Below are 13,019 nucleotides of genomic sequence, written 5' to 3' on the forward strand. Positions count from 1 at the left end.
AAAAAATTCGAACACTGGAATCGGCTTCGACGAATCGTTCTTGGGGTGCCAGGTGTGTTCGAAATAAGCCAGCGCTGCTTTACGACGCCGCTGTCTCCGACACGCAACAGAGTTAAAGGCTCGCGCCTTAAAGCGTTATGCGTCAGGGCTTCAAACAACTAGGCCCCATCCCATCTGCTCATCGTGAGCCAGGCGGCGAACCTCAATCCCGCGATTTCCACTCGTGGCGTGCTTCCCCACATACCCGTGTGTCATCTCGATTGAGAGTCAAGGCTTGGCCCATGAACGTATGGAACAAGAATCAACCCGTGAGTCGATATTTGAACCATACGTCACCGACACACCGTCGCGCACACTTTCCTCAAAATTCACTCCAGTCAAGTCGCGCCACATGACGTTACAAAGGCAGCCAACCTGCAATAATTTTGTTACCTTCCCGTGATTGTGTGTTTCATCACACTACTAGTGAAATCTCCACGCAAACCCCCTTTAGCAGCCCCTCCCCCACCGCTTGTCAAGTCAGGGTGGTTGACTAGATCCCCTACCCCACTCTTGGAATTTGACACTCGCCAGACCAATTTCGACATCCGCCGGCGCCCAGATGTCCACAATCCCATAGCCACCAGATGGGCATGGATTGGTTTCCGCTTTAACTAAAGGGCGCAAAACGATCGCCTCGCCCAGCGTTAAATGGGAGGCAAATTCCCAACGGATTGAGGTCCAGATCCGCGCGAGATCGATGACTCAGGTGTAGCCAGATCGGTAAATTTGATGGCCAACTTTCGGGTTGATTGCAACCGCACGGTTCCCCTCATTCGGCACCCGGTGACCCCGACGGTTCACTCAGGTTCTGGGGATAGTTTTTCGAACAAATCTAAGTCTCATAGTTTCCGAAACGCTGAAAACGAGAGAAATCTTCGAGCTTCGGTTGAACCGAGGTTCGGCGGACAATCGTCCCACCGTTGGGCCTAGCCCATTTTCTCGGAACGCGTTTCACGCCTTGATGCAGACCTGAAAGCTATCCAAGCAACGGCGAGCGCGAGCACCACCATAAAGGCGGTGAGAATCACCGAATGGACGTCAAACCGATCTATGCCGTCGTAAAAGCGTTCAAGGAGCTCAACCTGATCGATGCCCCTAGGAATCTTGCGTTGCACTGCTTCGAGTTCCGCACGCGACAGCGAGCCACTCACGGCAGAGACATGCGAAGGCACTTGAACGATGACGGTGTCTAATCCCGTGGCATTTTGAAGATCGACGGCAAGGTTGCGGCTTTCTGCCGCAGTGGCGGTGTAGTCATCCACAACAGCAACGCCATGGCCGGCATGCAACGCCGCAGAAATGGAGTCCTGGACGGATTGATCGTTGGCCAGGTCCGTATTAGTAAAGGCGGAGCCATCCGCGCGTAGCTGCGCGGCGAGGTCAGCGATATCGATCGCCGGAGACTCAGCGCTTTCCGCACTCATTGCTCCCCTCCTCTACTTCGGTTGCTAATGCTGCCTTGCCGTAACCCACCCTATAAATAGCAGCCCATGGGCGCCTGTGAGCAAGCAGCTTCGATTCATAAAGTAACGCTGCCATCATCAGGATTGCCTATGTGACGCGCGAAACCTTCCCAAAAGGTGAAACAGAACGCTCGTACTGTTATAGTTGACACGGTCGTCGGTCGAAACCATTAGACTGGTTTCCGAACCTTCGCGTTCTTCTCGTTTCCAGCGCCTTGGCCTTAAACGCAAGCGCCTTATTCCTCATATATATGTGAACCATATATGTGAACATGGAAAGTGGCGGCTTACCTTTAAGGCGGTAGAGCTGGAAACCATGAACTTTTGTTCTGACAAACAAGGAATGGAGCTCCCTGTGACTGAAAGCCTAAACTCCTTCGGTGCCAAGAAGACTCTTGACGTCAACGGCAAGTCCTATGACTACTTTGACATCAACGCAGTCGCTGGCCTGGAGAAGCTGCCTTACTCCCTGAAGGTGCTTGCTGAGAACCAGCTGCGCTACGAGGACGGCAAGAATGTAACCAAGGATCACATCAACGCACTTGCTAACTGGGATCCGTCCGCTGAGCCGGACACCGAGATCCAGTTCACTCCGGCACGTGTTCTGATGCAGGACTTCACCGGTGTTCCGTGTGTAGTCGACCTCGCCACCATGCGTGAGGCAATCTCCGCTCTGGGCGGCAAGCCAGAGCAGGTTAACCCGCTGAACCCGGCAGAGATGGTCATCGACCACTCCGTTATCGTTGAGGCCTTCGGTTCCGCAGAAGCGCTCGAGAAGAACGTTGAAATTGAGTACGAGCGCAACCAGGAGCGCTACCAGTTCCTGCGTTGGGGTGCTGAGAACTTCTCCAACTTCCGCGTTGTCCCACCGGGAACCGGCATTGTCCACCAGGTCAACATCGAGTACCTGTCCCGCGTCGTCTTCGACAACGACGGTGTCGCATACCCAGATACCTGTATCGGTACCGACTCCCACACCACCATGGAAAACGGCCTGGGCATCCTGGGCTGGGGTGTTGGCGGCATCGAGGCTGAGGCTGCAATGCTCGGCCAGCCGGTCTCCATGCTTATCCCGCGCGTTGTCGGCTTCAAGCTGACCGGCGAGATCCCAGTCGGCGTTACTGCAACCGACGTCGTTCTAACCATCACCGAGATGCTCCGCGAGCACGGTGTTGTCCAGAAGTTCGTTGAGTTCTACGGCAATGGCGTTAAGTCCATTCCGCTGGCTAACCGCGCCACCATCGGCAACATGTCCCCAGAGTTCGGCTCCACCGCCGCAATCTTCCCGATTGACGAGGAAACCATCAAGTACCTCGAGCTCACCGGTCGCCCAATGGAGCAGATCGAGCGCGTCGAGGCTTACGCCAAGGCACAGGGCATGTGGCTGGAGCAGGACGCTCCAGAGGCAGAGTACTCCGAGTACCTCGAGCTGGACCTGTCCACCGTTGTTCCTTCCATCGCTGGTCCAAAGCGCCCACAGGATCGCATCCTGCTGTCCGAGGCTAAGGAGCAGTTCCGTAAGGATCTACCGACCTACGCAACTGGCGACGTCGTCGTTGACGAGTCCTCCCTTGAGGCAAAGCGCATGACCTCCGAGGGCGACGCTGACGAGGCACTCGTTGACGTTACCGGCGGTCTGAACAACTCCCGTGAGGGTCACGGCGAGTCCGCAGCCAAGGGTGGCTCCGGCCGTCAGTCCAACCCAGTTACCGTCACCTCCCCTAATGGCGGCGAGTACACCCTGGACCACGGCATGGTTGCAATCGCTTCTATCACCTCTTGCACCAACACCTCTAACCCATCCGTCATGGTTGGCGCTGGCCTCATCGCCCGCAAGGCTGCTGAAAAGGGCCTGACCTCCAAGCCATGGGTTAAGACCATCTGTGCACCGGGTTCCCAGGTTGTTGACGGTTACTTCCAGCGTGCAGACCTCTGGAAAGATCTTGAGGCTCTGGGCTTCTACCTCTCCGGCTTTGGTTGCACCTCCTGCATCGGCAACTCCGGCCCGCTTCCGGAGGAGATCTCCGCTGCCATCAACGAGCATGACTTGGCTGCAACCGCAGTCCTGTCCGGTAACCGTAACTTCGAGGGACGTATCTCCCCGGACGTCAAGATGAACTACTTGGCTTCCCCAATCATGGTTATCGCTTATACTATTGCTGGTACCATGGACTTCGATTTCGACACCCAGGCTCTGGGTCAGGATCAGGACGGCAACGATGTCTTCCTGAAGGACATCTGGCCTTCCTCCGAGGAGATCGAGGACACCATCCAGAAGGCAATCTCCCGCGAGCTCTACGAGGCTGACTACGCTGACGTCTTCAAGGGTGACGATGCATGGCGCTCCCTCGATGTGCCAGAGGGCGAGACCTTCGACTGGAACGACGACTCCACCTACATCCGCAAGGCACCGTACTTCGACGGCATGCCGGCAGAGCCGACCCCAGTCGAGGACATCAAGGGCGCTCGCGTTCTTGCCAAGCTGGGCGATTCCGTCACCACCGACCACATCTCCCCTGCTTCCTCCATTAAGCCGGGCACCCCTGCTGCTCAGTACCTGGATGAAAACGGCGTTGAGCGTCAGGACTACAACTCCCTCGGTTCCCGTCGTGGTAACCACGAGGTCATGATGCGTGGTACCTTCGCCAACATCCGTCTGCAGAACCAGCTGGTCGACGTTGCTGGTGGCTACACCCGCGACTTCACCCAGGAAGGCGCACCGCAGTCCTTCATCTTCGACGCTTGCGAGAACTACAAAGCAGCTGGCATTCCGCTGGTTGTTATCGCTGGCAAGGAGTACGGCACCGGTTCTTCCCGTGACTGGGCTGCTAAGGGCACCAACCTGCTTGGCGTCAAGGCTGTCATTACCGAGTCCTTCGAGCGTATCCACCGCTCCAACCTCATTGGTATGGGCGTTATCCCGCTGCAGTTCCCGGAGGGCGAGTCCCACGAGTCCCTCGGCCTGGATGGCACCGAGACCTTCGACATCGAAGGCATCTCCGCTCTCAACGAGGGTGGCATCCCGAAGTCGGTTCACGTGACCGCTACCAAGGAGTCTGGCGAGTCCGTCGAGTTCGACGCTAAGGTCCGCATCGATACCCCGGGTGAGGCCGACTACTACCGCCACGGCGGCATCCTGCAGTACGTGCTGCGCCAGATGGTTAAGGCTTAAGGTCTTCACACCATCTAATTCCTAGGTAAAACCCTAGGTAGAGCGGGGATCGCAAGTTATCTTGCGGTCCCCCTTTTAGACTTGACCGGGGGAATCCAAGCTCCGGTTAGAACTAAATATTTCTAACTTGCTATCTAGAAGAAACGGATTTTCTATGCCCATCGTGAGTGATGCTGAGCTCAACCGACGTCGACATGACATCCTCGTTGGTGCACGCAAGTGTTTCGCCGAGCATGGCTACGAGGGAGCTACGGTCCGCCTTCTAGAAGAGGCCACGGGCAAGTCCCGCGGCGCCATCTTCCACCACTTTGGCGACAAAGAGTCATTGTTCTTGGCGCTGGCGCGTGAAGACGCTGCCCGCCAGGCGGAGGTCGTTGCGAATAACGGCTTGGTCGAAGTAATGAGTGAGATGCTCCGCCACCCAGAGCGCCACGATTGGCTGGCTACTCGGTTGGAGATCTCATCGCTGCTGCGGACCGATCCTTCGTTCCGCGCGCGGTGGGTGGACCAACAATCGGTGCTTTCCGACGCAGTCCGTGCCCGCCTACAGTCCAACGCTGAGGAAGGTCGCATGCGCGACGACGTCAGCGTGGACACGTTGGTGCTCTACCTCGAGACCTTCATGGATGGCTTCATTTCCCGCCTAGCACTCGGTGACCACGCTGGTCTTAGAGCTGTGCTAGACCTCGTGGAGCAAACCATCCGTAAAGATAAAGCGGGTGCCTAGCCGGCTTAAATACTGCTGACTGGATTCTCGCCATCGATGAAGGCCAACGGGCTAGCCGGAAGGCTCTCGCGGCCAACAACTTCAGTAATCACCTCGGCAACCAGCTCACGGCTAGTCTGGCCGTGAGGATTCGTATCCTCGATTACCTCGATGCCGCCCGCTGGCTCTTCCGTAAGCGCAGATGGGCCGAGGATGACATAGTTCAGTTCAGAAGAATTCAGGCGGTTGTCTACTGCCTTCTTTGACTCAACGTAGGCGTACCAAGACTCATCATTGGGATCGGTCTCGTTGTGCGTTGCGCCAACGTAGGAGATCATCACGTAATCAGGTACCTTTTTGCCCTCTGCTTTGAGCAGCTCTAGGGCGTCGATAGTTGCCATTGCGCCATCGCGATCTACAGCCCAGGTAAGGTCTGCGCCTCCACGGCCGCCGTTACCGGCACCCCACACCACGGTGTCGAAGTCCGCGAAAAGCTCAGCCCATTCTTGGGCGCTGGTCTTTGTGATGTCCTTCAGCACTGCGGTAGCGCCTAGGTTTTCAATCTCCTCCACTTGGGACTCGGAGCGGATCAGCGAATGAACGTTGTGGCCCACTTTTAGCATCTTCGGGGTGGCAAGCAGACCGACCTTTCCGTGTCCGCCAATGTAAAGTACTTTCTTTTTCGTCAAAGTCATGGCCCCCACCGTACGTGAAGAGCGATAGAATTTAATCCATGATTGCCATTATGACTGTTACCGGTGCGGATAGCACCGGAATTATCGCTTCTGTTACAACCAGTCTCGCTGAACTTGGAGTCAACATCGTTGACGTCTCCCAGACCTTGATGTCTGGCTTCTTCACCATGATTCTGCGCGTGGAATTTGATGAATCTGAGGTTTCGATCCAACAGATTCAAGAGCGCATGAATAAGGTGGGCGAAGACATCAACCAGTCCATCCGTGTTCAATCCGAGGCGCTGTTTACAGCGATGAACGAGATCTAGATATGCTCAATCGCTTTAATACCGTAAGTATCCTCGACACGATCGAGATGATCGATAAGTACCGTCTCGATATCCGTACCGTCACCATGGGTATCTCGCTGCTTAGCTGCACGCGCTCTTCTATGGACGCTACAGCACAGGCTGTCTATGACTTGGTCACCGAGCGAGCCAAGCACTTGGTGGAAGTCTGCGAAGGCATCGAGCAAGAGCTCGGCATCCCGATCGTGAACAAGCGAATCTCGGTGACCCCGGTCAGCCTGATCGTGGCTGGTGTCGACGGCAACCCGGTCGAGGTAGCCAAGGCCCTGGACCGTGCCGCAGCTGAGACCGGCGTCAACTTCGTCGGCGGCTACTCTGCTCTCGTGGAAAAGGGCGCCACCACCGCGGAAAAGAAGCTCATCAATTCGATCCCTGAGGCACTGTCCACCACGGAGCTCGTGTGCTCCTCCGTAAATATCGCGTCCTCCCGCGCGGGCATCAACATGAATGCCGCCAAGCGCATGGGCGAGGTCATCAAGGAGGCCGCCGAACTGACCAAGTATCAGTCGGCGATCGCCTGCGCCAAGCTGGTGGTCTTTGCAAACTCCGTGGGCGACAACCCGTTCATGGCGGGTGCCTTCCACGGCATCGAGGAACCGGATTGCGTGGTTTCCGTGGGCGTTTCCGGCCCCGGCGTGGTTGACCGTGCGTTGGGCAACCTCGAGGGTGCCACCCTGGATCAGGTTGCCGAGGAGGTCAAGAAGGCCGCGTTTAAGATCACGCGTGCTGGCCAGCTCGTGGGCAACATGGCCTCCGAGCGCCTTGGCGTTCCCTTCGGCATCATTGACCTTTCCCTGGCACCGACGGCCGAGCTCGGCGACTCAGTGGCACACATCCTCGAGCACATGGGCCTTGACCAGGTCGGCACGCACGGCACTACCGCCGCGCTGGCGCTGCTTAACGACGCAGTGAAGAAGGGCGGCATGATGGCGTGTTCCCGCGTCGGCGGCCTTTCGGGTTCCTTCATCCCGGTCTCCGAGGACAAGGGCATGATCGACGCAGTGCGTTCCGGTGCCATCTCCATGGACAAGCTGGAAGCCATGACCGCAATCTGCTCGGTCGGCTTCGACATGATTGCGCTTCCTGGCGATACCTCTGCGGCAACTATTGCCGGCATGATTGCTGATGAAGCCGCCATCGGTGTGATGAACCATAAGACCACCGCGGTCCGCGTTATTCCAGTACCGGGTGCCAAGATTGGCGACGAAGTCAACTTCGGTGGTCTGCTCGGATACGCTCCGGTCATCCCGGTCAACACCGTGGGCAACTCTACGTTTGTCAATCGCGGCGGCTTTATCCCGGCACCGGTCCACGGCTTCCGAAATTAATCAGCAGCGTAGAGCTAGAGAGGTGACCTGCGCATAAGCCGCAATTTCTTCTACGAAACGAGGTTCATGGCAGGTCACCACGAGGGCTGCTCCCCTTGCTAAAGCGTGGTGCATGAGCCGGTGCACCCACGTTGTGCCCCGGGCGTCGAGAAGCGTGTCTGGCTCATCCAACATCACGACCTCGCGCCCCTGCGCCACCACGTGGGCAATCTGTGCTACGCGTAGCTGGGACATAGAGACGTCCAGCGGATGATCATCGAAGGCAATCTCGGCGGAAAGCTGGCTCAAGAGTTCTTCGGGTAGAGTCCCTTCCCCGATCCACTGGGCGATGGTGGGTTCAATAATCTGATCTAGCGGCGACTGTAAAGCCAGCGATGTGCTCGCATGCACAGGAGCATTTCCGTCGAGGCCGGCCATCGCGCGCAACAGCGTGGTCTTGCCGGAGCTGTTGTCGCCGCGCAGCCACAGCACGGCGCCGTGCTGCAACCGCAAATCCACCGGCCCTACCGTGAAAAGCTTGGAGTCCACAGGTTTCAGGTTCCACCACCGCCTGCGCCTGCCACCGCGCTTGGCTTGAATACCGTCTAGAACGATTGCCTCACCAGACGGAACAATCGCTTCCAGTTCTTGGCCGTCCTGCGCGAGCATCTGCATCTCGTGCTCGACCAACACCACGGCTGTTTGATCCAACTTTCCTAAGTAGGCCGCGATGCGTTCGCGGGAATGCGCGTCTAGGCCGGCCCATGGCTCAACAATAATCAGGATTTCCGGTCGCGCGATGGCGACTTGTGCCAGTGCGAGCCGACGCGTTTGACCGCCCGACAGCGTGGCGGGATTGCGGGTGCCATCAAGGTCGACATCGCCAAGCGTGGCGTCAACACGCTGGGCCATCTCCTCGCACTGCCTGCCTTGGTTCTCCAAGGCCAAAGCCAGTTCCTCACGCACGGTATCGCGCAGAAAAGTAACGTGCGCAGCCGCAAAGGAACCAATGACAGTATTTACGCCTAACTCCCGCGCGAGTTCCTGTGCCACTTCATCGGCGTTTTCCTCAAAAGCGACCCTCAAGGTGTGGATTTCACCAGGTTTTAGCTCCATATCACCGCTCCCAAGATGCTAAATACTGGCAAGGTCCAGCGCAATACTTGCTGGAACTTACTATCTGGTACGGGGACCAGCACTGTACGTTTGCCCGGGGTATCGAAGCCAATGGCTCCCAACGCATGCCCGCGGCTTGCGCCTTGGGTAAGCAAGCGTGCGATGACCGGAATGATGACACGGGGTGCAACATTGCCCAAGTGAATCTTCGCCCCGGCGAGGCGGTTAGCATCGCGTACTGCGGCCACCGTTGCAGCACCCTGCGGCAATGATTGGAGCGACGCCCCCACAACATATGCGGCCTTGTGTCCAAACCGCGAGGTTTGCAGCCATTTGGCTACGTCACTTACCTTTAGTGCTGCCGCTGCAGCGAGGATGCATCCCATGAGCGTGGCGAATCGCAGCGAAAGCTTAGCTGCAAGCCACAGCCCGTCACTGGTTAAAAAGGGCGCGAGGCGATTATCACCATAGGGCGCATGGATAAGCACCATCGAGGCGGCAGCGGGAAGCGCCAATACCGCGGTGGTCGCTACCACGGAGATGGAGCGTGACCAGATGGTGCCGCATATAAGCCATACGCTAAGCAGCACAAAGCTAAGCCAGGGCTGGTTGATCGCCACGACGAGAAACCACGTTGATGCGGCCGCACTGAAGATAGTTGCGGGATGAATCATAGCTGAGGGCGCAGCGATTCCAGGGTGCGCTTGGGCAATGCCTTGACGGTGGCCCACACGATCAAAAACACGATGATCTTATCGAGCGGATCGGAGATAAAGGACTGCAACGTCACCGATGCGAGTAGAGAGTTTCCCAACTCGCGGAAAAGCGAGACCACAGCGCCCGTACCCAGGCCGGCTGTTCCTCCATAAACGAAAGCCGCAACCGGTGCCGCAAGCATGCCGGAGATGATGCCGATAACAGCACCAGAAGCAACAACGCGCCACCACTTCTTAAACGCGCCGTGGGAAATAGCCCACCCGGAAAGGTACCCAGTAGCTGCAGAAACGGCCGCAAACGGAAGTGCTGCGGGATTGATGAGTCCCCACACCACCGAAGACAACGTGCCCGTGGCAAGGCCTGCGATTGGCCCGGCAAGAGCGGCTACGAGGATCGTGCCGACCGCGTCCAAATACAAAGGCACTCCGATAGAACCGATGATCTCGCCTACCACGATGTTTAAGACCAGAGCTACTGGAATGATCGCGATAGTACGGGCTGGAAGAACAGGCAATGTGCCTGCCAACAAAAACACGGCACCGCCCACATAGCCGCCCAAGGTAATGAGTGCCTCGGTCGAACCGGCTACTGATTCCCAAGAGGTCGGACGCACGAGGACCAGATAAATCCACGTCGCTGCAACCAAAAGGCCGCCGGCCAGGACCATAGCCTTGCGCGCAGGCGTTAGAGATAACTGTGACATAAAAAGAATTCTCCAGATAAAAGAAATGAAAGAAGGAAAAGCAAACGGATCTGCTTTGGATTTAATGCCCTATGTCACCTCGGGCAACGCACCAATAATAGGCAGACTAGGCGTGCTTGCTCAAAATCCGCGCGGCGCGAAGAAACTCAGCATGCGCGCCGGGGATATCCACGGCCTGCACGAGCCGCGCATTATGCGGCAGATCCCAATGCCCACGCAAGTCCGCGACGCTGGTTCCTCGCATCAACTGTGAATCCGCTTCGACCGCCACGGTGGTCTCTTGCTTTAGGTAGTCCACGCGCTCGAGCGCAATCATGCACGTTAAAAGGTCATGGATTTGTGCTTGGTATCCCTCGCCCTGCGCGCGGTGAAACTCGAAGTAAAAACGGAGGATCTCCGGAAGGTGCGCCTTCACGGGGTGCTCCCCCAACTCCTTCATCAGCGCCTCCAGGCGTGGTGGATCGATGAGGAATTGCTCGGTGACCTCCAAAGAGCACAAGGTAGCGTTGACTGTTTCGCGCTGGAGAGCATCAAAGAATTGCTGTGCCGCATGCGGGTCCACCCAGAAATTCCACTCGGCCGTGGGTGTGGTATTGCCTCGATAGTTAATCGCGCCGCCCATAACGCTGACCTTGGAAAATCCTGAAGTGCCGGCCAAGGCGGCGTTTGTTAGCGGGCCGGTGACGACGAGCTCGGCCCGGGCGTCGGCTGCGGCCTGCCAAAGCTCGCGCCAATCGTGGTGCGGCTCAAACTTCGGCGCGCTGACATAACCCAAACCGGCAGCGCCATGAGTTTCAGGTGTGGTCACCAGCTCCGCCTCGAGCGGGACGGGATGGCCCGGCGCAACGGGAACGCCGCCCAGCCCGCAGACCTGCAAGATGAAAGCAGCATTGCGTGCGGTGGTCGAAACATCGACGTTGCCGGCCGTGGTAGTCACTCCCACCAGCTCAATCTCGCCGGCGTGATGCAGCCCCGCGAGATAGAGCAGGGCCAAGGCATCATCAATGCCTGGATCACAATCGATAAAGACCTTGCGTGCTGCCATCTGCTTTCCTCTCTATAGGTCCTTTTAACCTTGGTGTGGAATAGGCCAACGAACTAGGCTAGCTCGACGATCTCCATGTACTCGTCGCTCCACATGTCTTCGTCGCCATCAGGCATGATGATCACGCGCTCCGGCTTTAGGGCCTTAACCGCACCAGGGTCGTGCGTGACCAGGACGACCGCACCGGTGTAAGTGGATAGCGCATCCAGGACCTGTTCGCGCGACTGCGGGTCCAAGTTGTTAGTAGGCTCATCCAGCAGCAAGACGTTTGCGCGCGAGGAAACCAGAGTTGCAAGCGAAAGACGCGTCTTCTCACCACCGGATAAGGTACCGGCGGGTTGCTCCAGCTTGTCGCCGGAGAACATAAAGGCACCGAGGAGGCCACGGAGATCCTGTTGGCCTGCGTCCGGGCAGGCTTCAATGGTGTTCTCCCACACGGTCTTGTTCGGGTCGATGTTGTCGTGCTCCTGCGCGAAGTAGCCGATACGCAGACCATGGCCGGAAACAATGCCGCCCTCACCGTCGGTGCGCTCTACTCCCGCAAGCAGCTTCAGCAACGTGGTCTTACCAGCTCCGTTGTAACCGAGAACAACCACGCGGGAACCCTTGTCAATGGCGAGATCGACGCCAGCAAAGACCTCCAACGAGCCGTACATCTTGGTAAGGCCCTTCGCGTTCATCGGGGTCTTGCCGCACGGCGCCGGCTCCGGGAACTTGATGGAGGCAACCTTATCGGCCACGCGCACCTCATCGAGCTCGTTCATCATGCGATCGGCGCGCGCAAGCATTTGCTTAGCCGCAGCAGCCTTGGTGGCTTTGGCACCCAGCTTCGCCGCCTGTTTCTGCAGGGCGGAAGCCTTCTTCTCCGCATTGGCACGCTCACGGCGGCGACGTGCCTCATCGGTAGCGCGCGCATCCAGGTACTTCTTAAAGCCCATGTTGTAGACGTCTGCTTCAGCGCGCACCGCGTCAAGGAACCATACCTTGTTGCAGACTGCCTCAAGCAGATCCACATCGTGCGAAATCATGATGAGGCCGCCCTCGTGCTTGGACAAGAATCCGCGCAGCCACGTAATGGAGTCAGCATCCAAGTGGTTGGTTGGCTCATCCAGCAGCAAGGTGGTTTGGGACTTACCAGAGCCTGCCGAAGCCGCGAACAATATCTGCGCCAGCTCCACACGCCTGCGCTGACCGCCAGACAGGGTCTTCAACTTCTGGTCGAGGATGCGCTGCGGCAGGCCCAAGTTATCGCAAATCTGCGCGCACTCGGAGTCTGCTTCGTAGCCACCCAACGAGTGGTACTCCTCCTCCAAGCGGGAGTATTTGCGGATGGCTTTGTCACGGAACTTCTCATCCGTGGCAGTCTCCATCAGCTCCTGCTGCTTTGCCATACGGCGCTTGATCTCGTCCAAACCGCGGGCGGAGAGAACGCGCTCACGGGCGGTGATCTCGATATTGCCTTCGCGGGAGTCCTGTGGCAGGTAACCAATGGGGCCGGAACGCGTGACAGACCCGCCATAGGGCTCGGTCTCCCCTGCCAGGATGCGCATGGTGGTCGTCTTGCCCGCACCGTTGCGTCCGACCAGCCCGATGCGGTCGCCCGGCTGCACACGCAGGTGCTGGCCAGGGGCGTCGAGAAGCGTACGTGCGCCCACGCGCACCTCGAAATCATTGGTCACAATCACGAGGAATCAGTCTATCAACCG

11 protein-coding genes are annotated in these 13,019 nt (G+C 57.8%); 4 read left to right on the plus strand and 7 right to left on the minus strand.

The window, feature by feature from the left end:
• Positions 1 to 968: 968 nt before the first annotated feature.
• The gene (locus HMPREF2692_RS03640; protein ID WP_061922409.1) at positions 969 to 1,466 is read right to left on the minus strand and encodes an Rv1476 family membrane protein; all 498 of its coding nucleotides are present in this window, start codon (positions 1,464 to 1,466) and stop codon (positions 969 to 971) included.
• 394 nt (positions 1,467 to 1,860) lie between these two features.
• Here HMPREF2692_RS03640 and can point away from each other — a divergent pair, with 394 nt between their 5' ends.
• Together can and HMPREF2692_RS03650 are read left to right on the plus strand one after the other, a co-directional pair.
• Positions 1,861 to 4,677, plus strand: coding sequence for an aconitate hydratase (gene can, locus HMPREF2692_RS03645; protein WP_210400641.1), 2,817 nt, complete (start codon positions 1,861 to 1,863; stop codon positions 4,675 to 4,677).
• A 154-nt stretch (positions 4,678 to 4,831) separates the two neighbouring features.
• Positions 4,832 to 5,404, plus strand: coding sequence for a TetR/AcrR family transcriptional regulator (locus HMPREF2692_RS03650; RefSeq protein ID WP_061922406.1), 573 nt, complete (start codon positions 4,832 to 4,834; stop codon positions 5,402 to 5,404).
• A gap of 5 nt (positions 5,405 to 5,409) precedes the next feature.
• Here the strand turns inward: HMPREF2692_RS03650 and HMPREF2692_RS03655 are convergent, their stop codons facing one another.
• Positions 5,410 to 6,078, minus strand: coding sequence for an SDR family oxidoreductase (locus HMPREF2692_RS03655; protein ID WP_061922403.1), 669 nt, complete (start codon positions 6,076 to 6,078; stop codon positions 5,410 to 5,412).
• A 38-nt stretch (positions 6,079 to 6,116) separates the two neighbouring features.
• Between HMPREF2692_RS03655 and HMPREF2692_RS03660 the strand changes: the two genes are divergently transcribed.
• Both HMPREF2692_RS03660 and HMPREF2692_RS03665 read left to right on the plus strand, forming a co-directional pair.
• Positions 6,117 to 6,386: an ACT domain-containing protein gene (locus HMPREF2692_RS03660; protein ID WP_049062390.1), complete on the plus strand. Its 270-nt coding sequence runs from the start codon at positions 6,117 to 6,119 to the stop codon at positions 6,384 to 6,386.
• 2 nt (positions 6,387 to 6,388) lie between these two features.
• On the plus strand, positions 6,389 to 7,753 hold the full coding sequence (locus HMPREF2692_RS03665) for a PFL family protein (RefSeq protein ID WP_061922400.1): 1,365 nt from the start codon (positions 6,389 to 6,391) through the stop codon (positions 7,751 to 7,753).
• On the opposite strand, the gene HMPREF2692_RS03670 is transcribed toward HMPREF2692_RS03665, so the two are convergent.
• The 5 genes from HMPREF2692_RS03670 to HMPREF2692_RS03690 form a co-directional block, all read right to left on the minus strand.
• The gene (locus tag HMPREF2692_RS03670) at positions 7,754 to 8,818 is read right to left on the minus strand and encodes an ATP-binding cassette domain-containing protein (protein ID WP_210400642.1); all 1,065 of its coding nucleotides are present in this window, start codon (positions 8,816 to 8,818) and stop codon (positions 7,754 to 7,756) included. It abuts the gene before it with no gap.
• A gap of 20 nt (positions 8,819 to 8,838) precedes the next feature.
• Positions 8,839 to 9,522 carry an energy-coupling factor transporter transmembrane component T family protein gene (locus tag HMPREF2692_RS03675; protein ID WP_061922394.1) on the minus strand — a complete coding sequence of 228 codons (684 nt, stop codon included), beginning with the start codon at positions 9,520 to 9,522 and terminating at the stop codon, positions 8,839 to 8,841.
• Positions 9,519 to 10,268: a hypothetical protein gene (locus tag HMPREF2692_RS03680; RefSeq protein ID WP_061922391.1), complete on the minus strand. Its 750-nt coding sequence runs from the start codon at positions 10,266 to 10,268 to the stop codon at positions 9,519 to 9,521. The genes HMPREF2692_RS03675 and HMPREF2692_RS03680 overlap by 4 nt, the downstream gene beginning before the upstream one ends.
• Positions 10,269 to 10,374: 106 nt before the next feature.
• Entirely contained in the window at positions 10,375 to 11,313 is a 939-nt protein-coding gene (locus HMPREF2692_RS03685) for a nucleoside hydrolase (protein WP_061922389.1), read from the minus strand.
• Between the two features lie 53 nt (positions 11,314 to 11,366).
• Positions 11,367 to 12,998: an ABC-F family ATP-binding cassette domain-containing protein gene (locus HMPREF2692_RS03690; RefSeq protein WP_061922386.1), complete on the minus strand. Its 1,632-nt coding sequence runs from the start codon at positions 12,996 to 12,998 to the stop codon at positions 11,367 to 11,369.
• Positions 12,999 to 13,019 lie beyond the last annotated feature (21 nt).

Origin of the sequence: Corynebacterium sp. HMSC036D03, from assembly GCF_001836185.1 — a bacterium.
GTDB lineage: Bacteria > Actinomycetota > Actinomycetes > Mycobacteriales > Mycobacteriaceae > Corynebacterium > Corynebacterium simulans.